This window comes from Aeromonas dhakensis, from assembly GCF_002285935.1.
GTDB classification, from domain to species: domain Bacteria; phylum Pseudomonadota; class Gammaproteobacteria; order Enterobacterales; family Aeromonadaceae; genus Aeromonas; species Aeromonas dhakensis.
Window position 1 is genome coordinate 187,906 of record NZ_CP023141.1, and the last position, 21,872, is coordinate 209,777.

Annotated in this window: 24 protein-coding genes; 16 read left to right on the plus strand and 8 right to left on the minus strand. The window is 64.1% G+C overall.

Annotated elements, in window-relative coordinates; translation table 11 throughout:
• Positions 1-98: 98 nt before the first annotated feature.
• A complete protein-coding gene (locus CK627_RS01080; protein ID WP_095591505.1) occupies positions 99-566 on the plus strand; it encodes an energy transducer TonB in 468 nt (155 codons plus the stop codon).
• Between the two features lie 103 nt (positions 567-669).
• Here the strand turns inward: CK627_RS01080 and CK627_RS01085 are convergent, their stop codons facing one another.
• Positions 670-1,629 (minus strand): CYTH domain-containing protein, encoded by a 960-nt coding sequence (locus CK627_RS01085; RefSeq protein WP_095591506.1) that lies wholly within the window; start codon positions 1,627-1,629, stop codon positions 670-672.
• 169 nt (positions 1,630-1,798) lie between these two features.
• On the opposite strand from CK627_RS01085, the gene CK627_RS01090 reads away from it, so the two are divergent.
• The 3 genes from CK627_RS01090 (at position 1,799) to ybaK (ending at position 4,385) form a co-directional block, all read left to right on the plus strand.
• Entirely contained in the window at positions 1,799-2,479 is a 681-nt protein-coding gene (locus CK627_RS01090) for a TIGR00153 family protein (RefSeq protein ID WP_005305357.1), read from the plus strand.
• Positions 2,480-2,503: 24 nt separating this feature from the next.
• The gene (locus CK627_RS01095) at positions 2,504-3,769 is read left to right on the plus strand and encodes an inorganic phosphate transporter (RefSeq protein ID WP_005305360.1); all 1,266 of its coding nucleotides are present in this window, start codon (positions 2,504-2,506) and stop codon (positions 3,767-3,769) included.
• Between the two features lie 145 nt (positions 3,770-3,914).
• A complete protein-coding gene (ybaK, locus tag CK627_RS01100) occupies positions 3,915-4,385 on the plus strand; it encodes a Cys-tRNA(Pro) deacylase (RefSeq protein ID WP_005305363.1) in 471 nt (156 codons plus the stop codon).
• A 46-nt stretch (positions 4,386-4,431) separates the two neighbouring features.
• Here ybaK and CK627_RS01105 read toward each other — a convergent pair whose 3' ends face one another.
• The 3 genes from CK627_RS01105 to CK627_RS01115 are packed head-to-tail and all read right to left on the minus strand — an operon-like array spanning position 4,432 to position 6,078.
• Positions 4,432-5,166, minus strand: a complete 735-nt coding sequence (locus CK627_RS01105) for a GNAT family N-acetyltransferase (protein ID WP_095591507.1) — start codon at positions 5,164-5,166, stop codon at positions 4,432-4,434.
• Entirely contained in the window at positions 5,156-5,593 is a 438-nt protein-coding gene (locus tag CK627_RS01110) for a rhodanese-like domain-containing protein (RefSeq protein WP_095591508.1), read from the minus strand. The genes CK627_RS01105 and CK627_RS01110 overlap by 11 nt, the downstream gene beginning before the upstream one ends.
• A gap of 17 nt (positions 5,594-5,610) precedes the next feature.
• Entirely contained in the window at positions 5,611-6,078 is a 468-nt protein-coding gene (locus CK627_RS01115; RefSeq protein ID WP_095591509.1) for an OsmC family protein, read from the minus strand.
• Positions 6,079-6,209: 131 nt separating this feature from the next.
• On the opposite strand from CK627_RS01115, the gene pdxR reads away from it, so the two are divergent.
• A complete protein-coding gene (gene pdxR / locus CK627_RS01120; protein WP_095591510.1) occupies positions 6,210-7,646 on the plus strand; it encodes a MocR-like pyridoxine biosynthesis transcription factor PdxR in 1,437 nt (478 codons plus the stop codon).
• A gap of 54 nt (positions 7,647-7,700) precedes the next feature.
• Complete coding sequence (locus CK627_RS01125; RefSeq protein WP_005305379.1) at positions 7,701-8,579, plus strand: transporter substrate-binding domain-containing protein; 879 nt, start codon at positions 7,701-7,703, stop codon at positions 8,577-8,579.
• Between the two features lie 6 nt (positions 8,580-8,585).
• Here CK627_RS01125 and CK627_RS01130 read toward each other — a convergent pair whose 3' ends face one another.
• Entirely contained in the window at positions 8,586-9,461 is an 876-nt protein-coding gene (locus tag CK627_RS01130) for a LysR family transcriptional regulator (protein ID WP_095591511.1), read from the minus strand.
• A 127-nt stretch (positions 9,462-9,588) separates the two neighbouring features.
• Between CK627_RS01130 and CK627_RS01135 the strand changes: the two genes are divergently transcribed.
• From CK627_RS01135 to CK627_RS01150, 4 genes are all read left to right on the plus strand, one after another.
• Positions 9,589-9,990: a CidA/LrgA family protein gene (locus tag CK627_RS01135; protein ID WP_005305385.1), complete on the plus strand. Its 402-nt coding sequence runs from the start codon at positions 9,589-9,591 to the stop codon at positions 9,988-9,990.
• Complete coding sequence (locus CK627_RS01140) at positions 9,983-10,672, plus strand: LrgB family protein (protein ID WP_095591512.1); 690 nt, start codon at positions 9,983-9,985, stop codon at positions 10,670-10,672. Before CK627_RS01135 ends, CK627_RS01140 begins: the two co-directional genes overlap by 8 nt.
• A gap of 100 nt (positions 10,673-10,772) precedes the next feature.
• Complete coding sequence (locus CK627_RS01145; RefSeq protein ID WP_095591513.1) at positions 10,773-11,687, plus strand: transporter substrate-binding domain-containing protein; 915 nt, start codon at positions 10,773-10,775, stop codon at positions 11,685-11,687.
• A 73-nt stretch (positions 11,688-11,760) separates the two neighbouring features.
• Positions 11,761-12,639: a transporter substrate-binding domain-containing protein gene (locus CK627_RS01150; RefSeq protein WP_095591514.1), complete on the plus strand. Its 879-nt coding sequence runs from the start codon at positions 11,761-11,763 to the stop codon at positions 12,637-12,639.
• 87 nt (positions 12,640-12,726) lie between these two features.
• Here CK627_RS01150 and CK627_RS01155 read toward each other — a convergent pair whose 3' ends face one another.
• Positions 12,727-13,965: a multifunctional CCA addition/repair protein gene (locus CK627_RS01155; RefSeq protein WP_019839014.1), complete on the minus strand. Its 1,239-nt coding sequence runs from the start codon at positions 13,963-13,965 to the stop codon at positions 12,727-12,729.
• A 271-nt stretch (positions 13,966-14,236) separates the two neighbouring features.
• On the opposite strand from CK627_RS01155, the gene exeA reads away from it, so the two are divergent.
• From exeA to mltC, 5 genes are all read left to right on the plus strand, one after another.
• Entirely contained in the window at positions 14,237-15,880 is a 1,644-nt protein-coding gene (gene exeA, locus CK627_RS01160; RefSeq protein ID WP_167385235.1) for a type II secretion system protein ExeA, read from the plus strand.
• Positions 15,880-16,563, plus strand: a complete 684-nt coding sequence (gene exeB, locus CK627_RS01165) for a GspB family T2SS assembly factor variant ExeB (protein ID WP_095591515.1) — start codon at positions 15,880-15,882, stop codon at positions 16,561-16,563. Before exeA ends, exeB begins: the two co-directional genes overlap by 1 nt.
• 197 nt (positions 16,564-16,760) lie before the next feature.
• A complete protein-coding gene (mutY, locus tag CK627_RS01170; RefSeq protein WP_095591516.1) occupies positions 16,761-17,822 on the plus strand; it encodes an A/G-specific adenine glycosylase in 1,062 nt (353 codons plus the stop codon).
• A gap of 8 nt (positions 17,823-17,830) precedes the next feature.
• A complete protein-coding gene (locus tag CK627_RS01175) occupies positions 17,831-18,103 on the plus strand; it encodes an oxidative damage protection protein (RefSeq protein ID WP_005305420.1) in 273 nt (90 codons plus the stop codon).
• A gap of 93 nt (positions 18,104-18,196) precedes the next feature.
• The gene (mltC, locus tag CK627_RS01180; protein WP_095591517.1) at positions 18,197-19,297 is read left to right on the plus strand and encodes a membrane-bound lytic murein transglycosylase MltC; all 1,101 of its coding nucleotides are present in this window, start codon (positions 18,197-18,199) and stop codon (positions 19,295-19,297) included.
• A 72-nt stretch (positions 19,298-19,369) separates the two neighbouring features.
• Here the strand turns inward: mltC and CK627_RS01185 are convergent, their stop codons facing one another.
• On the minus strand, positions 19,370-19,750 hold the full coding sequence (locus tag CK627_RS01185; protein ID WP_095591518.1) for a YgiW/YdeI family stress tolerance OB fold protein: 381 nt from the start codon (positions 19,748-19,750) through the stop codon (positions 19,370-19,372).
• A gap of 237 nt (positions 19,751-19,987) precedes the next feature.
• Here CK627_RS01185 and CK627_RS01190 point away from each other — a divergent pair, with 237 nt between their 5' ends.
• Positions 19,988-21,004 carry an SGNH/GDSL hydrolase family protein gene (locus tag CK627_RS01190; protein WP_005305430.1) on the plus strand — a complete coding sequence of 339 codons (1,017 nt, stop codon included), beginning with the start codon at positions 19,988-19,990 and terminating at the stop codon, positions 21,002-21,004.
• A 61-nt stretch (positions 21,005-21,065) separates the two neighbouring features.
• On the opposite strand, the gene CK627_RS01195 is transcribed toward CK627_RS01190, so the two are convergent.
• The gene (locus CK627_RS01195; RefSeq protein WP_095591519.1) at positions 21,066-21,800 is read right to left on the minus strand and encodes a substrate-binding periplasmic protein; all 735 of its coding nucleotides are present in this window, start codon (positions 21,798-21,800) and stop codon (positions 21,066-21,068) included.
• Positions 21,801-21,872: the final 72 nt, after the last annotated feature.

The window sequence follows — 21,872 nt, forward strand, 5'->3', positions numbered from 1 at the left end:
GTAAAGGGTTTTCATTCGTGGCTGAATATTTTATTAATGGCCCTGCCGAGCGGTGGGCCCCGGCCCGCCTGCAATACCAATAACGAAGGGAAGCGAACATGAAAGCCACTCTTTTGCTGGGCGCCCTGTGCGCATTGACCGGCTGCAGCCAGCAGAGCCACACAGTCCACCTGACCTCCCTCCCCTTAAGCGATCTCAAGGAAGTGAACGCCCAGTGGAGCCAGCTCACCCGCATGGAGTCCCGCTACCCCAGAGAGGCCATACTGGCGGAGCAGACCGGCTGCAGCTCCCTCGAGTACGTGATCAGCCCGGCAGGGCGGGCCGAGCAGATCCGGGTGCTGGAGAGCAGCGACCCACAGTTCAGCGATGCCGCCATCGCCGTGCTGCAGCAGTGGCAATGGCAGGCCACCGCCGCCAACCCGCAGCACAGTCCGGTCAAATCCCGCACCCGCTTCGAATTCTGCATCGAACACAACGGCCAGCCCTGCGACACCAGTGCACTGGAACAGCGCTGTCAGGGGGAAGACGTGGTGCGCAGCACCGGGCTGGTCTACACCCAGGTCTGATCCGGCCTCGATTGCCTGCCGGCGACGCGCCCATCGCCAACCAAAGAAAAAGGTGAGCCAGGCTCACCTTTTTTGCATTGCAGGCGCGACACCGCTCGGCTGATCACCTTTGCCGGTGCAGCCAGGCGGCGATGGCCAGCTGCAGGACCACGTAATCGGCCTGCAGAAACAGCGCCGGCAACGCCTGCTGCCAGTCGGCCTGCCCGGCGACCAAGGCCAGCCGCTGCCCGAGCCGGGTCAGGGTGTCGAGCCAGGCCGGGCTCGGCAACAGGTCGGCCGCCTCGGCAACCAGATCCATCCCCAGGCGCAGCTGCTGCAACGCCAGCGTCTGCTGCGCGGCGTCCGTCTGCTCCAGCCAGAACTGTTCATGGTGCTGCCAGTGCTGCAGACCCAGGGTGATGCGCGCTACAGCACTCAGCTCGGTGACCGCGGGCAGGGATTGCAGGGCCAGCGGCTTGCCGAGCCCCGCCAGCCGATAACCGCGCTGGGCCTTGGACTGAGCCCCGAGGCGCAGACCGCCAAGCCCGGCCAACTGCTCTGCCAAGCCGAACAGGGCGCTCGCCTCGCCAGATTTGAGCTCCAGCTCCAGCTCGTCGATGGGGCTCTTGCCGAGCACGCCGACGATCTCCCCCTGATCCCAGGCCAGCTCGATTTCGGCCCCCTCGAAGGCGATCAGCCAGTGGCGGCGCAGAAAGTCGGTGCGAAACTGGGCCACCAGTTCGCCCTGGATCCCGTCGCGCACCGCCAGGCTTGGCCAGATGGCATCGGGGAAGGCGGCCAAGGCAGGCAGATCGCCCTCGACGGGGACATTGTATTCGGGTCTGGCATGCAATCCGCCCACCACCTGACCCCGACATTTAATCGTCTGTTCGGCAAAATCATCGCTGCGACGAATTCGCAATCCCATTTCCAGTCGGCGTAAATCCAGCGAGGGCGTATCAAAATAGACATTGCCGAGCTCGGCTTGGGAGCTGGATATAATTTCCAGTGAATTCAGAAGGTTGAAAAAAGGCTGTCGAATATCTCGGGAGACAAAAAACTTTATCTCGATCTCAGTTTGCATAGTCATTCCGGGCTGGCAGGCAACTTTGGGGGGCGTGATGCTAAGCGCGAGGATATAATGCCTGCGATACATCAGGATTAATTCACGGTTTTATTGATGGCGCAGTTCGGTTACCATGCGCCCCTCATAAAATCGTATCGAGTGTTTTTTCACCGACACAGGTTTGGCCATGCCAGTAAATACTATTTTGGGGCTTTTTGCCAAGTCCCCCATCAAGCCGCTGCAGAAGCATATCGTCAAGGTTCACCAGTGCTCCCAGCAGTTGGTTCCCTTCTTTGATGCCGTTGCCGAAGACCGTTGGGAAGATGCCGAGAAGATCCGGCAGCAGATTGCCCAGCTGGAGAAAGAAGCGGACATCCTCAAGCGTGAAATCCGTCTGAAGCTGCCCCGTGGTCTGTTCCTGCCGGTCGCCCGTACCGACCTGCTCGAACTGCTGACCCAGCAGGACAAGATCGCCAACCGTGCCAAGGATATTTCCGGCCGCATGCTTGGCCGCAAAATGGAATTCCCCTCCGAGATGCGGGCCGATTTCATGGCCTATCTCAAACGCTGTATCGATGCGACCGCCCAAGCCGAGAAAGCCATCGGAGAACTCGATGAGCTGCTCGAAACCGGCTTTAAAGGACGTGAAGTTGAAATGGTTGCCGAGATGATCCACCAGCTGGATCTTATCGAGGACGATACTGACACCATGCAGATCGGGCTGCGCCAACAGCTGCAAGCCGTTGAGCAGAAATACAATCCGATCGACGTTATGTTCCTCTACAAGATCCTCGAATGGGTAGGTGACCTGGCAGATCAGGCCGAGCGTGTAGGCGCCCGTCTGGAACTGATGCTGGCTCGTTCGTAATCGACTGACTGGGTAAAACACTGAATGGACATTATCGCGAATTACGGCACCACTCTGGTGCTCGTGGCGGCCTTGTTCGGCTTTTTGATGGCCTGGGGCATTGGCGCGAATGACGTGGCCAACGCCATGGGCACGTCGGTCGGCACCAAATCCCTGACCATCCGTCAGGCGATCATCATCGCCATGATCTTTGAATTTGCCGGTGCCTATCTGGCCGGTGGCGAAGTGACCGCTACCATCCGCAACGGCATCATCGACAGCAACGCCTTTGCCGCCACTCCGGATCTGCTGGTGCTCGGCATGATCGCCTCCCTGCTGGCCGCCGGCGCTTGGTTGATCCTGGCCTCCTACTTCGGCTGGCCTGTCTCCACCACCCACTCCATCATCGGCGCCATCGTCGGCTTCGCCGTGGTGAGCGTGGGCCCAGAAGCAGTGCAGTGGAGCAAGTTCGGCGGCATCGTCGGCTCCTGGGTGGTCACTCCGGCCATCTCCGGCGTCATCGCCTACTTCATGTTCATCAGCGTGCAGAAGCTCATCTTCAACACCGATGATCCCCTCAACAACGCCAAGCGCTACGTCCCCTTCTACATGTTCCTGACCGCGCTGGTGATCTGCCTGGTCACCATCAAGAAGGGGCTGACCCACGTCGGTCTGCACCTGAGCGATGGCGAGGGTATCCTGCTCTCCGTCGCAATCTCCATCGCGGTGGCCTTTGCCGGTTGGATCTACATTCGCGGCCAGCAGTACAACCCGCAGGATGACAGCAAGATGCACTTCGCCAACGTGGAGAAGGTGTTCGGCATCCTGATGATCATCACCGCCTGTGCCATGGCCTTTGCCCACGGCTCCAACGACGTGGCCAACGCCATCGGTCCGCTCTCCGCGGTCGCCTCCATCGTGGCGGCCGGCGGCGAGATCGGCGGCAGCTCCCACATCGCCTGGTGGATCCTGCCGCTCGGCGGCATCGGCATCGTGATCGGTCTGGCCACCATGGGCGAGAAGGTGATGGCGACCGTCGGCACCGGCATCACCCACCTGACCCCGAGCCGTGGCTTCGCCGCCCAGCTGGCCACCGCCGCCACCGTGGTGATCGCCTCCGGTACCGGTCTGCCCATCTCCACCACCCAGACTCTGGTCGGTGCTGTCATGGGCGTGGGTCTGGCGCGCGGTATCGCGGCCCTGAACCTGGGCGTGCTGCGCAACATAGTGGTCTCCTGGGTCATCACATTGCCTGCGGGTGCCATCCTGGCCATCGCCATCTTCTACGTGCTGCAGATCTGCTTCTCCTGAGGCGCACCGCAGTGAAGAGCCCGGGTCATTGACCCGGGTTTTTTTGTCTCTCTCCCCTTATCCCTCCCTGTCAATGCAGGCTGCTTGCATCACCCGCCCGGCAGGCGCAGACTGTTTGGCCTTGTTTCGACTCAAGGCTCTCATCATGACACCAGCCATCAACCTGCTGAAAAAGCTCAAGATCCCCCACAAGCTCTACCCCTACGAGTGCGAAGCCCACGACGACTTCGGCAAGCATGCTGCGACCCAGCTCGGCCTGCCGGAAGCCCAGGTGTTCAAGACCCTGATCGCCCATCACGACAAACAGGCGGTGGTGGCCATCGTCCCCTCATCCGGCCTGTGCAGCCTCAAGCAGCTGGCCAAGGCCACCGGTCTCAAGAAAGTGGAGATGATGAAACCGGCAGAGGCCGAGAAGCTGACCGGCTACAAGGTGGGCGGCATCAGCCCGCTGGCCCAGAAGAAGCTGCTGCCCACCGTGCTCGACGACTCGGCCATGCAGTTTGACGAGATCCTGGTGAGCGGCGGCAAGCGCGGCCTCTCGGTCGGGGTAGCCCCCGCCGACATGCTGCGCCTGATGAAGTGGATTGCCGCCCCCATCGGCGAGCACCATGAGTAACGCCTGAAATGACAGAGGCCCCGCGAGCGGGGCCTCGTATGTCTTGTCACTGCAACTGGCCATCGGCACGACAAGCGGTGGTCAGTTCGGACAACCGCAACCGCTGCCTGCCGCGCTCATCGAAGTTGTCGGGCGCCAGCCAGCGCGCAAAGCAATCCTGCAGCGCCGGCCACTCACTGTCGATCACCGAGAACCAGGCAGTATCGCGCGTGCGCCCCTTGTCCACCCGGTTCTGGCGAAAGGTCCCCTCGTAACTGAAACCGAGCCGCAGCGCCGCCTGCCAGGAGGGCTTGTTCAAGGCATTGCACTTCCATTCGTAACGCCGATAGCCGAGGGCGAAGGCATTGGCCATCATCAGCGCCATGGCCGCCGTCGCCAGCCTTGAGCGCTGCAGGGCGGGGGAAAAGTGCAGCCAGCCCACCTCTATGCTGCCCGCCTGGGGATCGATACGCAGGTAGCTGGCCAGCCCCAGCGGCTGTTCGCCATGCTCGTCGAAGATGGTGTAGAACTGGGGGTCTGTCTTGGCGGCGCACTCTCTCAGCCAGACCAGCATATCCGCCTCTGTTGCATAGGGGCCTGTGGTCAGATAGGTCCACATGGCCCCGCTGTCGGCACTGAAAGCCTGCCACAGGCCGGGGCCGTGACGCTCGGGATCCAGCGGCTCCAGCCGACAGCCCCAGCCGTTGAGCGTGCGGCGGGGCGGAAACTCAGCGCCCCGCCAGTCGGGCAGCGGCGCTCCGACCGGCTGGTCGAACTCGTTCAGATGGATATCAGCAGCCACAGGCAATCCCTCCCGTTTGCAGCACGCCAGGTTCGCTACCAGTAGCGACGGCAAAACCGTCCTGCCGCCACCAGTGCAGCCCGCCGATCAGCTCCTTGACCTGAAAGCCGAGCGCCGCCAGCTTGTAGGCGCCTCGGGTCGAACCGTTGCAGCCGATGCCGTCGCAATAGCAGACATAGACCTTGTCCCGCGCCAGTACTGCCGTGCTGGCCGGGTTCATGGTGGCGTGGGGGAAGCTGATGGCACCGGGGATGTGTCCCTCGGCGTAGTGACCGGCAGAGCGGGTGTCGATGACCACGATCCGCTCTTCGCCGGCCAGCAGATCGGCGGCCAGATCCACCGGATCGGTGCGAAAGGCCAGCTGGGCCTCGAAGAAGAGGTGGGCCTGTTCGGCACTGGCCAGCCCGCTGCTCAATACATGACTCATAGTGACGCTCCTTGTACTCACACCCGGATCCGGGTGGTGATGACTGTGGTGACCGAGTTGGCGATGAAACACTCCTCGTGGGCCTGGTGGTGCAACTGCTCAAGCGCGACCAGATCCGGCTGGCGTTCTCCGCCGAACTGCACCAGCGGCTGCAAGGTGACCCGGGTGATGGCCTGACGACCGCGTACATTGGCCTCCATGATGCCCACCGCCTCGTCCCGATAGCTCTCCACCCGATAGCCCGCCCTGGCCGCCAGCCAGAGGAAGGTGAGCATGTGACAGCTGGAGATCGCCGCGACGAAGGCCTCTTCCGGATCGACGTGCTCGGCCACCGACCAGGGCAGCGGCACCACATGGGGGGACGAGGAGGCGGGCACCCTGACGCCGCCGTCGAACTCCCACCAGTGGGCCCGGCTGTAGCGTTGATCGACGAAGGGCTCGCTAGCCCCGCGCTGCCAGCTGATGGTGGCGCTGTATTCCGACATGCAGACTCCTTTCTCAATTGCCAATCGTTGTGGATCCCGAACCTTGCGCCTCAATGTAGCGACATAATGGCCTTGCCACGCCGACCAATTTTGCCAATATGAGCAGACCAATTAGCGCCCGGGAGCTCCCCATGCCTGCCCTGCCCACCCTGTTTGCCACCCAGCAAGCCAGCGATCTGCCGCTGCACGAACAGCTGGTGCGCACCCTGCGTTCGGCCATGCTGGCCGGCCACCTGCCCCAGCACAGCCGGCTGCCCGCCAGCCGCATGCTGGCCGCGGATCTGGGGGTTTCTCGCAGCACGGTGGAGCTGGCCTATGGCCGGCTGGAGGCGGAGGGCTATCTGGTACGCAAGGTGGGGGCCGGCAGCTTCGTGGCGCTGGCCGCGGTCTCCCCGACTCCGCGCCCGCCCCAGTCGGCGGCCGGCCTGTCGCGCCGTGGTCAGGAGATGGCCAACAGCGGCGCCTGCCACGACATGCCCGAGGTGGGCCGCTCCTTTGCCTCCAGCCAGCCGGATCCCCGCCTCTTTCCCCAGGCTCTTTGGGGCAGGCTGATGCAGCAGCAATGGCGCCGGCACGCCGGCGACTGGATGAACTACGGGGATCCGCAGGGGCTGGAGGCGCTGCGCGGCGCCATCAGCAGCTATCTGGTGCAGTCGCGCGGCGTGGTGTGCGAGCCGGACCAGATCCTGATCCTCACCAGCTCCCAGCAGGGGATCCTGCTGGCGACCCAGCTGCTGATCGATGCCGGCGATACCGTCTGGGTGGAGGACCCCGGCTACCCCGGGGCCCGCACCGCCATGGAGAGTGCCGGCGCCCGGGTGCACCCGGTGCCGGTGGATGAGGAGGGGCTCAACCCGCTGGGGGATCACCCGGCGCCGCGGCTCATCTACACCACGCCGGCTCACCAGTATCCGCTCGGTGTGCCCATGAGCCTGCCGCGGCGGATGGCGCTGCTGGCCGAGGCCGAGCGGCACGGCGCCTGGATCCTGGAGGACGACTACGACGGCGAGTACCAGTACGATCAGCGGCCGCTCCCCGCCCTGCAGGGGTTGGATGGCCAGGGGCGGGTGCTCTATGTGGGCACCTTCAGCAAGGTGCTGTTCGGTTCCCTGCGCCTCGCCTACCTGGTGCTGCCAAGGCCGCTGATGGACTCCTTCTGCCGGGCCCGGGCCGCGGTCGACGGCCACAGCAACCAGCTGCTGCAGGCGGTCACCGCCGACTTCATCCGCGCCGGCCACTTCGCCACCCACCTGCGCCAGAGCCGGCTGGTCTATCAGAGCCGCCGCGATCTGCTGCTGGCCGAGCTGGCCAGCCACTGCCCCGCCCTCACCCCCATCCACGGCGGGGCCGGCCTGCAGTGCGCCGTGCGGCTGCCCCCCGGCGGCGAGGCGCGCTGGACAGAGGCCGCCAACACCGAGGGACTGGGGCTGCGTCCCCTCGGCCAGTTCTACCTGGGCCCGCCGACGCAGGAGGGGTGGCTGCTCGGCTTTGCCTCCCTCGACAACCAGACCCTGCGCCGCCTCTGCCGCCGGCTGGGCAGCCTGCTGGCAAGCGACCGGCACGCCTGAACGGCTGGGGGCCGAACTATAATGGATGAAACAAAATCATAGAGCCTAGCCTGGATGTATAGACTCCTGTTCCTGCTTCTCTCCCTCTTCCTCTCCTCCACGTCGCTGGCGGCGACCCGCTTTACCTATATCAGCCCGGAGAGCGAGAAGGACCCGCGCATGACCTATGACAGGGAGCTGCTCCGCCTCGCCCTCGACAAGACCCGCGACACCTTTGGCGATTATGAGCTGCAACCAGCGCCGCCCATGACCAAGGCTCGGGTCCGGCTCAGTCTGGAGCTCAACAGCTTTACCAACCTGTTCGCCATGGACAGCTACAGCAGCGCGCGGGACGAGAAAGGGCTGGCCTATGTCCGTTTTCCTGTCCATCTCGGCATCGTCAGTTACCGCATCTGTTTCGTCAGCCCAGGCCAACAGGCGGCCATGGCACAGGTGCACGACCTCGAGGGGTTGCGTCGCTTCAGCTTCGGTCAGGGCAAGGGCTGGCTGGACGTGGAGATACTGCGCCATGCAGGCCTCAAGGTGGTGGAGGTCGACGGCTACGAGATGCTGTTCAAGATGGTGGCTCGCGGCCGCTTCGATCTCCTGTGCCGCGGGGCGAGCGAGCTGCGCAGCGAACTGCTGACCCACAAGGAGATCAAGGGGTTGAAGATGGACAACGCCCTGCTGATCTACTATCCGCTACCCAGGGTCTTCTATACCAATGCCGCCAACGGCGAGGCCATGAGGCGGGTGGAGACGGGGCTGCAGCAAGCCTGGCAGGATGGTTCGCTGCAAGCCTTGTGGCGCCGCAGTTTCGGCCCTGCCATCGCCTTCGCCGGGCTCAAGCAGAGGCGCATGCTGAAGCTGGAGAACCCCTTCCTCAAGGGCATCAACTTCGATTACCAGCACTACTTCTACAACCCGGTGACGGATCGCTTCGGCAAACCCTGATGAGACTCAGCCCTGCTCGCAGCAGAGCGCCAGCCAGGCCTCGGCGGTGCGGGAGAGATAGCGCTCGCTCGGCCAGATCACCCCGAGCCGCCAGCTCAGCTCCGGCACCAGCGGCCTCAGCACCAGGCCGTCCGGCGTCAGCCGGCGGCAGATGGGCTCGGGCAAAAAGGCGACCCCCATGCCGCTGCGCACCATGGCGGTGAGAAAGTCCCACTGGCTGCTGCGCGCCGCCACCTGAGGCTCGAAACCGGCCGCCCGACACGCCTGTTCCAGCCGCTCGCTCAGGGTGAAGGCCTGGGTGTAGAGCAGAAAGGGCTCGTCCCGCAGCGCCGCCAGCCGGATCTCGCGGCACTCCCGCCAACGCGGCAGGTCGGGCAGCACCACCTGAATGGGATACTGGTCCAGCTCCAGGACGCTCAAAGCCCCCTCCTCCCTGGTCGGCAACATGGTGATGGCGAGATCCAGCTCCCCTTCCAGCACCGCCTGCTCGATGCGCCGGCCACCGTACTCGACGATGGAGAGTTCGACCTTGGGGTAGCGGCTGCGATAGGCGCGGATCAGGTCCGCATAGACGTGACCCACCATGGGTGGAATGCCGAGGGCCAGCCGGCCAAATTGCAGGCTCTGCAGATCGGCGAGTTCCGCCTCCAGCTGCTGCATTTCGGCCAGGATGGTCTGGGCCCGGTTGAACAGCACCCGGCCGCTGTCGGTCAGGGTGAAGCGGCGTCCCGCGCGGCTCAGCAGGGGCTGGCCCAGCTCCTCTTCCATGTTGCGGATCATCTTGCTGATGGTGGGCTGGGTGACGAACAGCTTCTCGGAGGCACGGGTGAAGCTCTGTTCTCGCACCAGTTCGACAAAGTAACGCAGGGCGCGGATGTCCATGGCGATCTCCTGGCGGATGGCAAAACCAAATCATGCCTCTTTGGCATAATTTTGATAATTTAAATTCATTTTTTGCAGGTTTAACCCATCTCTATACTGTGAGCAAGTTCACAGAAAGACCCATATCATGAAAGCCCTCTCCCTTCGCTGGTTACAAACCCCCTTCCAGATCCTGTTGCTGGCGGCCATCTGGCTGCTGGCCGATACCGCGGTGCGCACCCTCCACCTGCCGCTGCCTGCCAACCTCACCGGCATGCTGTTGCTGCTGGCCTGCATCCTGCTCGGGGTGGTCAAGGCCCAGTGGTTTGAAGCCGGCGCCCGCTGGCTGCTGGCGGAGATGCTGCTGTTCTTCGTCCCCGCCGTGGTGGCGGTGGTCAACTATCAGGAGCTGCTGTTGCAGGAGGGGTGGCGCATCATGGTGGTGCTGCTGGTGAGCACTACCCTGGTGCTCGGCACCACGGCACTGGTGGTGGACAGGGTCTACCGCCTCGAGTTGAAACTGGCCCGCCGGAGTCGTCGTCATGTCTGATACCCTGCTCGGCCTGCTCTGCTTCGCCCTGACCCTGCTGTTCTACTACGCCAGCAAATGGCTCTACGGCAAGAAGCGCATCCTGCCGCTGATGCCGCTGCTGCTGGCGCCGACCCTGCTGGTGGCGGTCGTCATGCTGTTCCATATCCCCTATCAGGACTACATGGCCGAATCCCACTGGCTGCTCTGGCTGCTGGGGCCAGCCACCGTGGCCTTCGCGGTGCCGGTCTACGAGAACCGCCGGCTCATTCGCCGCCACTGGCTGTCGTTGTCGGTGGGGGTGGTCGCCTCCGTCATCATGGCGGTGGGCAGTACCGTGCTGCTGGCCCGCTGGCTGGATCTCTCCGACATGCTGCAGCGCAGTCTGGCGATGCGCTCCATCACCACCCCCTTCGCGGTGGAGGCGACCCGCGCCATCGGCGGTCAGAGCGATCTCACCGCGCTGTTCGTGGTGCTGACCGGCGTCATCGGCATGGCGGTGGGGGAGAGCGTGCTCACCGTGCTGGCCATTCGCAGCCGGCTCGGCAAGGGGGCGGGCTTTGGCGCCTCGGCCCACGGCGCCGGCACCGCCAAGGCCTATCAGATGGGCAACGAGGAGGGGGTGGTCTCCAGCATGGTGATGATGATAGCCGGCATGGTGACAGTGCTGCTGGCGCCTCTGCTGGGTCAGCTGTTCTGGTAGCGATCGCGCGGCAGGTCAAGGGCGCAGGTTCCGGCGCCGGAGAGCCCGTCCCGACGCCATCAACCGCTACACTCAACTCAATGTGACAGTTGTGAGCGGTATGATGAACCACAGAACGATGATCCTGGGGCTGCTGGTCGGCAGTCTGCTCTTTTCCCCCCTGCTGCCGGCCGCGGACATAGTGACCTATGTCAGCCCGGAGAGTGACCGGGATTTGCGTTCCCTCTACGGCCAGCAGCTGCTGCAGCTGGCGCTGGAGAAGACCCGCGACAGCTTCGGCGACTACGAACTGCGCCCGGCCCCGTCCATGAGCCGGACCCGGCTGCGTCAGGTGCTGCAATACAACCTCTACCCCAACCTGCTGGCCATCGACAGCTTCCCGCGCCCGGAGGGGAGCCACGACCTCGACTATGTCCGCTTCCCGGTGGATCTCGGCATCCTCGGCTATCGCATCTGCTTCGTCAGCCCCAAGCAGCAGCAGGCCGTGGCCCGGGTGCGTACCCTCAGCGATCTGCAGCAGTTCACCCATGGCCAGGGCCGCGGCTGGCAGGACGCCGACATACTGCGCGCCGCCGGCTTCAAGGTACAGGAGGTCGAGGGCTACGAGCGGCTGTTCAAACTGGTGGTGCGCGGCCGGGTTGACCTCTTCTGCCGGGGTGCCAACGAGCTGCTGAGCGAGCTGGATACCCACAAGGATCTGGGGCCCCTGACGGTCGACCAGCACCTGGCGCTCTACTACCCCTTCGTCCACCTCTTCTACAGCCACAAGGAGAACCAGCGTGCCCTGCGCCGGATCCGGGCCGGCCTGCAGCTGGCCTGGCAGGATGGCTCACTGCAGGCGCTCTGGCTCAAGACCTACCAGCCGGCGCTGGCGTTTGCCAGGCTAGACCAGAGGCAACTGTTCAGACTGGACAACCCCCTGCTGCAGGGGCTCGACTTCGATTACCACCCCTATCTTTACGATCCCCTCACCCAGCGCTTCGGACCGGGCGAGCCCGCCGCCGGCAAACCCTGACCCCGCCTCTGCCGCCCACGGCCGGGAGAGTCACTACACTCAGAAGAGTCTCTGCTTTTCACAGGAGCACATGATGCACTGGACCCCGCTGCTCGCCCTGCTGACGGCCATGCCCGTGCTGGCCGGCCCGACCCTGTTCACCTATATGAGTCCGGAGAGCGAGCACGACCCCAGAAGCACCTATGATCGCGAGGTCCTGCGCCTGGCGCTGGAGAAGACCCGCGCCAGCCATGGCGACTACCGGATGCAGGCCGCCCCCCCCATGACCCTGGCCCGGATGTGGGTCAGCCTGCGCTTCAACCACTACCCCAACCTGTTCGCCATGGACAGCTACCGCGCCGATCGGGACATGAGCGGCATCGACTACGTGCGCTTCCCCATCCATATCGGCATCGTCAGCTACCGCATCTGCTTCGTCAGCCCCACCCGCAAGGATGAGGTTGCCAAGGCCACCAGCCTGGATGAGCTGAAGCGCTTCGACATCGGCCAGGGCAAGGGCTGGCTCGACGTAGAGATCCTGCGCCGGGCCGGCTTCAAGGTGCTGGAGGTGGAGGGCTACGAGCAGCTTTTCAAGATGGTGGCGCGCGGCCGTTTCGATCTTTTCTGCCGCGGGATCAACGAGTTGCCTCAGGAAAAGCTGAACCACAAAGAGGTGGAAGGGCTGATGATGGATGAGAGCCTAGCCCTCTACTATCCCCTGCCCCGGGTCTTCTTCACCCACAACGGCAACCGGCAGGCCATCGACCGGGTGCAGCTGGGGCTCAAGGCCGCCTGGCGCGACGGCTCCCTGCAGGCGCTCTGGCTGAAGGCATTCAAGCCCTCCCTCAGCTTCGCCCACCTCAATACCCGCCGGCTGTTCCGGCTGGAGAATCCCTACATCAAGGGGATCGACTTCAACTACCAGGCCTACTTCTACGACCCGGTGCATGAGCGATTCGGCCCTGGTGACTAGGCGGCCACCCGCCATGCCGGCGCGACCATGAAAAAGCCCGGGTCACTGACCCGGGCTTTTTTGTCCATGCCTCGTCTCCATGCCTCGTCAATCCTCGAGGAAGGTCCACTCGTCGCGCACCCGGCTGATGGCGTCGAGCCGGCGCTTGGCCAGCTGCTCGCGAATAGCCTCCCCCTTGAAGCCGGCCGCCACTATCTCTTTCACCGGCACCGCCTGGGCTGCCGCCAGCGCCTGCGCCACATAGTCGGGTTCGGCATAGACCCGCTCCTCGAAGCCGGTACGGCCGTGAAAGTCGGCCCGGCAGGCGTCCAGCAGCTGGGCGAAGCGCTCGGGCCTGCGCCAGGCGTCGGCCTTGTCGAATACCTTGAGCAGGGTCGCCGGCTTGAGCTCGAAGGCGATGTGGATATGGGTGTGCAGGTCGCTCACCAGCAGGGCCAGGTCACGACACTCGTTCGGTACCCGGAAGCGCTCGCAGAAGTCGCGGATGAGCGGCAGCCCCTTCTGGCCGTGACCGTGGTGGCTAGGCCAGAACTCCGGCGGGGTCAGCCCCTTGCCAAAGTCGTGGCACAGCGCCGCGAAGCGCACCGCCAGCTCGGGGGAGAGGCGACAGGCCTGCGCCAGCACCATCATGGTGTGGATGCCGGTATCGATCTCCGGGTGCCACTTGGCGGGGGCCGGCACCCCGAACAGGGCGTCCAGCTCGGGGAACAGGGCGGCCAGGGCGCCGCACTCGCGCAGCACCTCGAAGAACACCTGCGGGGTCGGCCCCAGCAGCACCTTCTCCAGCTCCTTCCAGACCCGCTCCGGGGTCAGGTGGGCCAGCTCACCGGCCTCGGTCATCTCGCGCATCAGCGCCAGCGTCTCGGGAGCCACCACGAAACCCTGGGCGTGGAAGCGGGCGGCGAAGCGGGCCACCCGCAGGATGCGCAGCGGATCTTCGGCAAAGGCGGGGGAGACGTGGCGCAGCACCCGTTGTTTCAGATCCTCGATGCCGCCATAGGGATCGTGCAGTTGCCCCGCGTCATCTTCGGCGATGGCGTTGACGGTGAGATCCCGGCGCAGCAGATCCTGCTCCAGCGTCACCTCCGGCGAGGCGTGGCAGACGAAGCCGGTGTAACCCTGCCCCTGCTTGCGCTCGGTGCGGGCCAGCGCGTACTCCTGCTGGGTCTTGGGGTGCAGAAACACGGGAAAGTCGCGGCCTACCTGGGTAAAACCCAGCGCCAGCATCTGTTCCACGGTCGCCCCGACCACCAGGTGATCCCTGTCCCCCTGCGGCAATCCCAGCAGGCGATCCCGCACCGCGCCCCCAACCAGATAAGTCTGCAAGCTCTGTCTCCCTTGATAAACCTGTCCCGATTATACCGGTTTGACCGATGGAGACTATTCCCGGCCCGACATCGATGCCATGCGAGCCCGGTTGGCGGGCCGCCCTCGATACTCACAGGCCCTTTTTCCCACCGCCAGCCGCCATGGCCGCAACCCTGATTTCCCCACCGGTATATCAGGGTGCGCGCTGGCCCCCCTTATGGCATCCGGGTCTTTGACATCCCTTGGGGGAGGCTTTAACCTGCCGCCCATAACAACGGAATGGATCCTTATGTACACACAGTTCTTCGGTCTGTCGGAGCACCCGTTCTCCATCTCGCCCAATCCCAAATACCTCTACATGAGTGAACGGCACGGGGAAGCCCTCGCCCACCTCAACTACGGGTTGCAGGATGGGGGCGGCTTCGTGCTGCTGACCGGGGAAGTGGGCACCGGCAAGACCACCGTCTCCCGCTGCCTGTTGCAGCAGTTGCCGGCCGAGACCGAGATCGCCTACATCCTCAATCCATCCCTGACCGAACGGGATCTGCTGGCGGCCATCTGCGACGAGTTCCAGCTTGGCTATGGCCAGGATGCCGGCCTCAAGCAGCTGTTCGACCTTATCCGCGATCACCTGCTGGCCAATCTGGCGGCTGGCAAGCGCAGCGTGGTGCTGGTGGACGAAGCCCAGCACCTGCTGCCCGGCGTGCTGGAACAGCTGCGCCTGCTCACCAACCTGGAGACCGACGAGAAGAAGCTGCTGCAGGTGGTGCTCATCGGCCAGCCCGAGCTGCAGCAGATGCTGCGCCAGCCCCTGCTGCGCCAGCTGGCCCAACGCATCACCGCCCGCTACCACCTGCTGCCGCTCTCCTGCCAGGACGTGGATGCCTATGTCCGCTTTCGTCTGCAGGTGGCCGGCTGCGTGCAGCCCATCTTTACCCCCAAGGCGATCCAGACCCTGCACCGCCTCTCCGGCGGCATTCCGCGCCTCATCAACCTCATCTGCGACCGCGCCCTGATCGCCGCCTTCGCCCGCGGCAGCCACAAGATAGTGCACGGCGACATCAGCCTGGCGGCCTTCGAGGTGAGCGGCATCCGTGACGAGGGCACCTGGCAGTCCGGCCTGATGGTGGCGCTGGTCGGCGCCTTGCTGGTGGCCACCGGCTGGTGGGGCTGGCAGTTCTTCGGGGTCTTCCCGACCCGTCCGGTGGTCACGGTGGAGGTGCCGGTCAAGGTGGACGACACCCCGGAGCAGCAGGAGCAGCTGACCCGCGCCATCAATCAGGCGCTGGAGCCGGACAGCGCCATGCAGAATCTCTACAAGGTGTGGGGCTACCAGACCGAGCTGGAAGAGGCCACCTGCGACAACGCGCCGCGCGCCGGCCTGCGTTGCCAGGAGGGCGAGGCCTCCCTGGCCGATCTGCAGGCCCTGCAGTATCCCGCCCTCGTCAGCCTGACCGACGAGACCGGAGGCACCTATTACGCCACCCTGGTCAACCTCGGCCCCGACAAGGCCAACCTGCTCATCGGCAACCAGAGCTGGCAGGTAGACCGGCAGTGGCTGAGCGATTATTGGGGCGGCAGCTACACCCTGCTGTGGCGCATGCCCAAGGGCGGCGTCACCCTGATCGGCAACAACGCCGGCCCCACTCAGGTGCAGTGGCTCGACAACGCCCTCAGCCGGGCCCTACAGCAGCCGGATCGCAAGGTCCGTCGCTTCGATGCCGAGCTCAAGACCAAGCTGCAGCAGTTCCAGCGCGAGCAGGGACTGACGCCGGACGGCATCGCCGGCAGCAACACCCTGCTGCGCCTCAACGTGATGGCCGGCGAACCCATGCCGAAGCTGGAGGATGACGCCCAGCGGGCCAGCAAGCCGGCCAAGCTGGATCCGGCAGAGGATGATGCCATCAACACACTGTCGGAGGAGGCTTCCTGATGTCCACCCTGCTCAAGGCGCTGCGGCGGGCCGATCAGCCCCAGTTCACCCCGCACATTCCGGCGATGGGGCTGCCGGTCAGCCAGGATGAGGAACAACCCAGGCGCTGGATCTGGTGGCTGCTGGCCCCGCTGGCGCTGGTGATGGGGGCCGCCGCCAACTATGGCTGGCACCTGCTCAACAACCGCCCCATCGAGAAGACGGTGGAGGTGAAGGAGGTGGTGACCCCACCCTTCGTGCGGGTCGAGCCCAAACCGATGATCACCCGGCCGCTGCCACCACCGCCGCCCGAGCCCGTGGTCACCCCCAAGGCCGATGCCCAGCCCGCACCGGCGCCCGCCGACAGCAGCCAGGGGCTGGCCGAGCGCATCCTCAATGCCCTCAACAATACTCCGCTGCGGGATCAGGGCGCGCCGCCGCAGGTGCCGGCCGAGCTGCAGGCCACGCCGCTCAGCGCCCTGCCGCAGGCGCTCCGCCAGCAGGTACCGCCGCTGGCCTACGGCGCCCACGTCTTCTCCTCCAACCCGGCCAACCGGGCCGTGAGGTTGAACGGGCGCACCTACCGGGAAGGGAGCGAAGTCGCCCCCGGCGTCACCCTGCTCGCCATCGCCCAGGATTACATCATCCTGCAGGTGGGTGGGAAGAATGCCAGCCTCAAGGCGCTGCAGGACTGGCGCGGCTGAAACGCGCCCCTGCCAGCCCGAGTCTGGCCACCATTTCAAGAGGGAGCCTGAGAGCTCCCCTTTTTAATCAATAACATGAGAACAACGTGAGCAATCCGAGCAACACCACCTTCGCCAACCGGGCGTTGCACTGGTATCAGCGCCAAGACCGCTGCACGTTAGTCAATTTAGTTTTAAATCAATAACATGAGCATAATGTGAACAACTCAGATAACGTGACCTTCGCCACCAGGATCCTGGACTGGTATCAGCTCCACGGTCGCAAGACCCTGCCCTGGCAACAGGAGAAGACCCCCTACCGGGTCTGGGTCTCGGAAATCATGCTGCAGCAGACCCAGGTCGCTACGGTCATTCCCTACTATCAGCGCTTCATGGCCCGCTTTCCCGACGTGCTGGCGCTGGCCGACGCCCCCATCGACGAGGTGTTGCACCACTGGACCGGGCTCGGCTATTACGCCCGCGCCCGCAACCTGCACAAGGCGGCCCAGCAGATCCGCGACCTCCATGGCGGCCTCTTCCCGGAGCGGCTGGAGGAGGTGATGGCGCTGCCGGGGATCGGCCGCTCCACCGCGGGTGCCGTGCTCTCCCTCTCCCTTGGCCAGCCCCACGCCATCCTGGATGGCAACGTGAAGCGGGTACTCACCCGCTGGCTGGCCCTGCCCGGCTGGCCCGGTCAGAAACAGGTGGAGAACGATCTGTGGGAGCTGGCCATCCGCCTCACCCCCAAGCTCGGGGTGGCCCACTACAACCAGGCCATGATGGACATGGGGGCCACCGTCTGCACCCGCAGCAAGCCCGCTTGCGAGCGCTGCCCGGTGCGGGAGGATTGCCAGGGGCTGTCGCAGGGCAACCCCACCGCCTACCCCAACAGCAAGCCCAAGAAGAGCATCCCGGCCCGTACCGGCATCATGCTGCTCATCCGCCACGGCGATCAGCTGCTGCTGGAGAAGCGGCCGCCGCAGGGGATCTGGGGCGGGCTCTACTGCTTCCCCCAGGTGGAGTCGGACGCCGAGGTGGCTGGGCTGTTGCAGCGGCTCGGCCTGACCGGCAGCGAACCCCGCGAACTGGCCGGTTTTCGCCACACTTTCAGCCACTTTCACCTCGACATCCGGCCCATGCTGATCGAAACCGACGCGCCGCCGGCCCCCCTGCTCATGGAAGCGGATAACCGACTCTGGTATAACTTACGCCATCCTGCAGAGGTGGGTCTGGCGGCCGCCACGGCCCGTCTGCTCGCCTATCCGGACTTACAACCATAGAGGTCAACATGAGCCGTACCGTATTTTGCCAGCGCCTGAAAAAAGAGGGCCCGGGTCTCGATTTCCAGCTCTACCCCGGTGAACTCGGCAAGCGCATTTTTGACAACATCAGCAAGGAAGCCTGGACTGAGTGGCAGAAGAAGCAGGTGATGCTGATCAACGAGAAGAAGTTGAACATGATGAACCTCGAGCATCGCCAGCTGCTGGAGAAAGAGATGGTGAACTACCTGTTCGAAGCGGGCGAAGTGGCCATCGACGGTTATACCCCGCCCAGCAAATAACCCGTGAACGGGACCGGCCTGCGCAGGCCGGCCCCGTCGACTCACGGCAACGACGGAAGTGACGGGCGGCCCGCCGCCCAGTTTGAGGACTCTATGGGCCGAATTTTATGGCTGCTGTGCACCCTGCTGTTTCTCTCTGCCTGCTCATCCTCCCCCAAGCCCAATGGCAACGAGGATGACGATCTCGTCAACGGCAAGGACATCCGCGGCTTTGAACACATGATCAGTGCGCTCTCCCACAACGTGAACGAGATTTGGGGGCGTGAGGCGCTGTTTGCGGGCAAGTTTGACTACGTCAAATACACGGATCAATACAAGAGCCGGGCCCACATCGACTTCTCCAGCGGCCACATCATGGTCGAGACCGTCTCCGGCATCGATCCGCGCTCCCACCTGCGCCGCGCCATCATCGAGACCCTGCTCACCCCGGACGATCCGGCGGAAGTGGATCTCTACTCCGACGCCGAGATCCTGCCCGGCGGCGAGCCCTTCCTCTACGGTCAGGTACTGGACAACCAGGGCCAGCCGATCCGCTTCGACTGGCGTGCCGAGCGCTATGCCGACTACCTGCTCAACACGGCGATGAAGAAGCGCACCCTCGGCATCCGTACCATCTTCTTCGTCGACATCCCCATGGTGGCCAACCACGAGGACCGGCGGGGCTACAAGTACGCCAGCCTGATCCGGGAAGCCTCCCGCAAGTACGGGGTGGCGGAAAGCCTGATCTACGCGGTGATCAAGACCGAGAGCAGCTTCAACCCCTATGCGGTCAGCCATGCCAACGCCTACGGCCTGATGCAGGTGATCCCGGCCACCGCCGGGCGGGACGTCTACGTGCGGGTCAAGGGCAAGAGCGGCCAGCCGACCCGGGAGGACCTGTTCAACCCGGCCTACAACATAGACGTGGGCACCGCCTACCTGCACCTGCTGCAGACCGTCTATCTGGTGGATATCCAGGATCCGCGCTCGCGTCGCTATGCCGTCATCTCGGCCTACAACGGCGGCGCCGGCGGGGTGCTCAATACCTTCTCCAGCGACCGCAAGGCGGCGCCCGGCATGATCAACCAGCTCTCGCCCGAGGCGGTCTACCAGATCCTGACCGAACAGCACCCCAAGGCGGAAGCCCGCCGCTATCTCTACAAGGTCAATCAGGCCGAGAAGGGGTTCAAGCGCACACTGGCCCGCACCGGCTGACGCCGGGATACGATATGCAAAAGGGCGCCTCATGGAGGCGCCCTTGTTACGTCTGGCGTGCGGAGTCAGCCCTTATTTGGCGATGAAACCACCCTTGCTCTGCGGGGCAGCGCCCACCTTCTCAAGCTTCTCCACCTCCACTTCGGTCTTGTTCCAGCTGTGGTCCACCTCGCCACGGATGCGGATCAGATCGTCCGGGCCCACTTCGGTGCCACGCCACACGTCCTGATCCACTTCCACCTCCACCTCGCCACTGGCGTCGCGGAACAGATAGTTCTCGCCGCCCAGGTGCTTGATCAGCTTCCCTTCCAGGGTGGCCCAGCTGTCATCGGCCAGATCCTTCAACTGTGCGACGGACACCTTGTTCTGCTCCTGCGGGCCGGTATAGGCCGCCATGGCGAAAGAAGAGATGGACATCAGGGTCAACAGACCGATTACGCTTGCCTTGTTCATTTCATGCTCCTGTCATTGGGTACGGGGGCAGTCTGCCTGCCGGGGCGTGAAACAAACGTGAAGCCTCCCCATCTGGGGGAAGGGGATGTGACCGTAATCGATTTAATCAGCCCGCACTGCTGCGAAATAAAATTCGGCCTTATACCCTGCAAGATGGCAAAACAGCTTCCCAGCACCTTTGCCTATCGAGGAACAGCCTGCAGGCACCACCTGCTTCCAATCAATGAGAACAACAAGATGAAGAAATGGTTTGTGTGTTTATTGGGACTCTTCGCGCTGACAGTTCAGGCAGCCGACAGTCGCCCCGCCTTCTCCCGGATCGTGATGTTTGGCGACAGCCTCTCCGACACCGGCAAGATGTACAGCAAGATGCGCGGTTATCTCCCTTCCAGCCCTCCCTACTATCAGGGCCGCTTCTCCAACGGGCCGGTCTGGCTGGAGCAGCTGACCCGGCAGTTCCCGGGGCTGACCATCGCCAACGAGGCGGAGGGGGGCGCCACCGCGGTGGCCTACAACAAGATCTCCTGGAATCCCAAGTATCAGGTCATCAACAACCTGGATTACGAGGTAACCCAGTTCCTGCAAAAGGACAGCTTCAAACCCGATGATCTGGTGATCCTCTGGGTCGGCGCCAACGACTACCTGGCCTATGGCTGGAACACCGAGCAGGATGCCAAGCGGGTGCGCGACGCCATCAGCGATGCGGCCAACCGCATGGTATTGAACGGCGCCAAGCAGATTCTGCTGTTCAACCTGCCGGATCTGGGTCAGAACCCCTCGGCCCGCAGCCAGAAGGTGGTCGAGGCGGCCAGCCATGTCTCCGCCTACCACAACCAGCTGCTGCTGAACCTGGCACGCCAGCTTGCCCCCACCGGCATCGTCAAGCTGTTCGAGATCGACAAGCAGTTCGCCGAGATGCTGCGCGAGCCGCAGAACTTCGGCCTGAGCGACACCGAGAACGCCTGCTATGGCGGTGGCTATGTGTGGAAGCCGTTTGCCTCCCGCAGTGCCACCAGTGTCGCCAGCGACAGCAGCCTCTCCGCCTTCAACCCGCAGGAACGCCTCGCCATCGCCGGCAACCCGCTGCTGGCACAGGCCGTGGCCAGCCCCATGGTGCGGCGCAGCGCCAGCACCCTCGACTGCGAAGGCAAGATGTTCTGGGATCAGGTTCACCCCACCACCGTCGTGCACGCCGCCCTGAGCGAGCGGGCCGGAGCCTTCATCGAGGCTCAGTACGAGTTCCTCGCTCACTGATGACAAAGGGCCGACGACAGTCGGCCCTTTTTGTTGCGCAGCCCTCACAGGCTGGCACGGCTCAGCGGTAGCGCTTCACGATGCCGTCGTAGATGCCGTTCTGCTTGATGGTGGCCAGCGCCTCCTGCAACCGCTTGACCACCTCGGTCGAGGTTTTCAGACTCGCCGCCACGTAGAGATCCCCCCCGGTAAAATCCTCGATGTCGTGCACTATCTTGAGGGTGGACGGCCCATAGCCCGCCTGGCGCGCATAGTAGTAGGCCGTCTCCTGCGACACCGGCCAGAGATCGATGCGCCCCATCAACAGTTTGAGCAGATTGGCTTCATGGTTGTTGTTGCGCTGCAGGTTGGAAAAATTGCGGCTGATGAGGTACTGCTCCAGCGCGTCGTTGCGCACCGTGCCGATGGACCAGGCTCGCGCCTGCGACAGCTGGCTAAAGGGCTTGATATCGTCGCGCTTGGCCAGGGCGAACACATGAAAGTCGATACGCGCTATCACCCCGATCCACTGGAACTGCGCCTCGCGCTCGGGGAAGCGGCTGATGCTGTAGATGAGCACGTTGGGGCGGCTGCGCGCCAGCGAGATGGCCCGCGCCCAGGGGTAGATGTCCAGACTGTATTCGAAGCCGGCCTCTTCCAGCATGGCCTCCACCACCTCGGTGCCCAGCCCCTTGACCTCGGCCTCTTCCAGATAGTTGTAGGGGGCATAGTCTTCGGTCACCACCTGCAGGGTCTCGGCCGCCCAGCCCGGCACCAGCCATAACGCCCAGCACAGCCATATCCACCTGATGTTCATGCTCACCTCGCTGCAGACCCGCCTCGATTAACTATTGCGTCCCCTCGGCAGAGCGCAAATCACGGCGGCAAA

Excerpts from the sequence above, each read along its gene's own strand:
- CK627_RS01080 (WP_095591505.1), top strand. The coding sequence starts at position 99 with ATGAAAGCCACTCTTTTGCTGGGCGCCCTGTGCGCATTGACCGGCTGC.
- CK627_RS01085 (WP_095591506.1), bottom strand. The coding sequence starts at position 1,629 with ATGCAAACTGAGATCGAGATAAAGTTTTTTGTCTCCCGAGATATTCGA.
- CK627_RS01090 (WP_005305357.1), top strand. The coding sequence starts at position 1,799 with ATGCCAGTAAATACTATTTTGGGGCTTTTTGCCAAGTCCCCCATCAAG.
- CK627_RS01095 (WP_005305360.1), top strand. The coding sequence starts at position 2,504 with ATGGACATTATCGCGAATTACGGCACCACTCTGGTGCTCGTGGCGGCC.
- ybaK (WP_005305363.1), top strand. The coding sequence starts at position 3,915 with ATGACACCAGCCATCAACCTGCTGAAAAAGCTCAAGATCCCCCACAAG.
- CK627_RS01110 (WP_095591508.1), bottom strand. The coding sequence starts at position 5,593 with ATGAGTCATGTATTGAGCAGCGGGCTGGCCAGTGCCGAACAGGCCCAC.
- CK627_RS01115 (WP_095591509.1), bottom strand. The coding sequence starts at position 6,078 with ATGTCGGAATACAGCGCCACCATCAGCTGGCAGCGCGGGGCTAGCGAG.
- pdxR (WP_095591510.1), top strand. The coding sequence starts at position 6,210 with ATGCCTGCCCTGCCCACCCTGTTTGCCACCCAGCAAGCCAGCGATCTG.
- CK627_RS01125 (WP_005305379.1), top strand. The coding sequence starts at position 7,701 with ATGTATAGACTCCTGTTCCTGCTTCTCTCCCTCTTCCTCTCCTCCACG.
- CK627_RS01130 (WP_095591511.1), bottom strand. The coding sequence starts at position 9,461 with ATGGACATCCGCGCCCTGCGTTACTTTGTCGAACTGGTGCGAGAACAG.
- CK627_RS01135 (WP_005305385.1), top strand. The coding sequence starts at position 9,589 with ATGAAAGCCCTCTCCCTTCGCTGGTTACAAACCCCCTTCCAGATCCTG.
- CK627_RS01140 (WP_095591512.1), top strand. The coding sequence starts at position 9,983 with ATGTCTGATACCCTGCTCGGCCTGCTCTGCTTCGCCCTGACCCTGCTG.
- CK627_RS01145 (WP_095591513.1), top strand. The coding sequence starts at position 10,773 with ATGATGAACCACAGAACGATGATCCTGGGGCTGCTGGTCGGCAGTCTG.
- CK627_RS01150 (WP_095591514.1), top strand. The coding sequence starts at position 11,761 with ATGCACTGGACCCCGCTGCTCGCCCTGCTGACGGCCATGCCCGTGCTG.
- exeA (WP_167385235.1), top strand. The coding sequence starts at position 14,237 with ATGTACACACAGTTCTTCGGTCTGTCGGAGCACCCGTTCTCCATCTCG.
- exeB (WP_095591515.1), top strand. The coding sequence starts at position 15,880 with ATGTCCACCCTGCTCAAGGCGCTGCGGCGGGCCGATCAGCCCCAGTTC.
- CK627_RS01175 (WP_005305420.1), top strand. The coding sequence starts at position 17,831 with ATGAGCCGTACCGTATTTTGCCAGCGCCTGAAAAAAGAGGGCCCGGGT.
- mltC (WP_095591517.1), top strand. The coding sequence starts at position 18,197 with ATGGGCCGAATTTTATGGCTGCTGTGCACCCTGCTGTTTCTCTCTGCC.
- CK627_RS01185 (WP_095591518.1), bottom strand. The coding sequence starts at position 19,750 with ATGAACAAGGCAAGCGTAATCGGTCTGTTGACCCTGATGTCCATCTCT.
- CK627_RS01190 (WP_005305430.1), top strand. The coding sequence starts at position 19,988 with ATGAAGAAATGGTTTGTGTGTTTATTGGGACTCTTCGCGCTGACAGTT.
- CK627_RS01195 (WP_095591519.1), bottom strand. The coding sequence starts at position 21,800 with ATGAACATCAGGTGGATATGGCTGTGCTGGGCGTTATGGCTGGTGCCG.